Annotated in this window: 1 protein-coding gene and 1 pseudogene; both read left to right on the top strand. The window is 59.9% G+C overall.

Annotated features, from left to right (window positions below):
* Nucleotides 1-221: 221 nt before the first annotated feature.
* Nucleotides 222-452, top strand: a complete 231-nt coding sequence (locus tag JX325_RS17340) for a hypothetical protein (RefSeq protein WP_204792249.1) — start codon at nucleotides 222-224, stop codon at nucleotides 450-452.
* 132 nt (nucleotides 453-584) lie between these two features.
* Nucleotides 585-1,164, top strand: a pseudogene (locus JX325_RS17335) (hypothetical protein); the annotation flags it as partial.

The raw sequence follows: 1,164 nt of genomic DNA, 5'->3' as shown, positions 1-1,164 counted from the left end.
AAGAAGCCACGGAATGCATCAAGTACATCGCTACTGGCATCCAGCAGCCCCAGCAGAACCAGTAAAAGCGCAAAAAGATAGCCGCCCACCCCGTCAAGAGTAGCGGCTATCTAAGCACGAAACACGGGGCGGCATGGCCTACCACGTGCCGCCCTCATGATACCACACCATGCCCGACAAATCAACCTCGACAGGCCAGCAGGCCGGAAAGGAAACTGAACATGAAAAAAACAATGCTGACTTACAGAACGCTTGACCGCTTTGAGACACTGGTTGACATTAGCACACTGACCGCCGAGCAAATCAAAAAAATTGAGTTTGACGCCTACTGTGCCAATATGGGCCGCACGGGCGAAACCGTCGAGGAATCCGAGGAATCCGCCTGGGCCTGGTTTGTTCACCTGGTAAATGACGTTGACCATATGGGCCTCAACCTTTTCGCCACCCCCTAACAGCCCGCAAGGCCGACGGCATCCCGCCGCCGCTGGTGCAAGCCCAGCCGCCGGACAACCCCGGCGGGCGCTCATGGGCCGAAAGACCCGGAACACATCAACCCAACCCCAAAATTTACAGGAGGTTTTACCATGACAAACACCGAAATTATCTACAATGCCGCTATTGCCCACGGCATCCCCCAGGAACAGCTTGACGCCTGCCTCCAGCGCGGCGACCTGCCTTTCCACACCGCCGCCGATTGGTCTAAGCGCGGCTACCAGGTCCAGAAGGACGCCGCCCCGCTCTTTGACTGCTACCTCTGGAAGCACACCAATAAGCCCAGCGCCGCGACCATCAAAGCCGCCGAGGACGCAGGCAAGGAGGCCCCGGAGCAGTCCCCGCACTTTTACCAGAAACTTTCTTACATCTACGGCCCCGCCCAGGTGGAGCGGACCCCCGCCGCGCCGGACCTCGCAACCCTGAAAGCCCGCCTTGACGCGCTCCCCGGTCTGACCTACAAAGTCAAGGGCGAAAAAACCAGCTCCCCTAACGTCTGGTTGTCCGGCGACGTGGAAGCCCACGCCGAAACCATCAAGGCATTGGGCGGCATCTGGAGCAAGAAAAAATCCGCCTATTGGATTAAGCCCAGCACAGCCACGGCGGGGGACAAGCCCGCCGCGCCGGTCCCCTCCATCATGGAGGACGCCCCCGCCGCCCCGGCTCCGATGC

The sequence above is a fragment of the Oscillibacter sp. CU971 genome (genome assembly GCF_905219725.1).
Lineage (GTDB): Bacteria > Bacillota > Clostridia > Oscillospirales > Oscillospiraceae > Oscillibacter.
The sequence above is the reverse complement of the archived record's forward strand: the minus strand, read 5'-3'. Positions and strand labels throughout refer to the sequence as shown.

What these genes read in the sequence shown, in the direction of transcription:
- JX325_RS17340 (WP_204792249.1), top strand. Translation starts at nt 222, where the DNA reads ATGAAAAAAACAATGCTGACTTACAGAACGCTTGACCGCTTTGAGACA.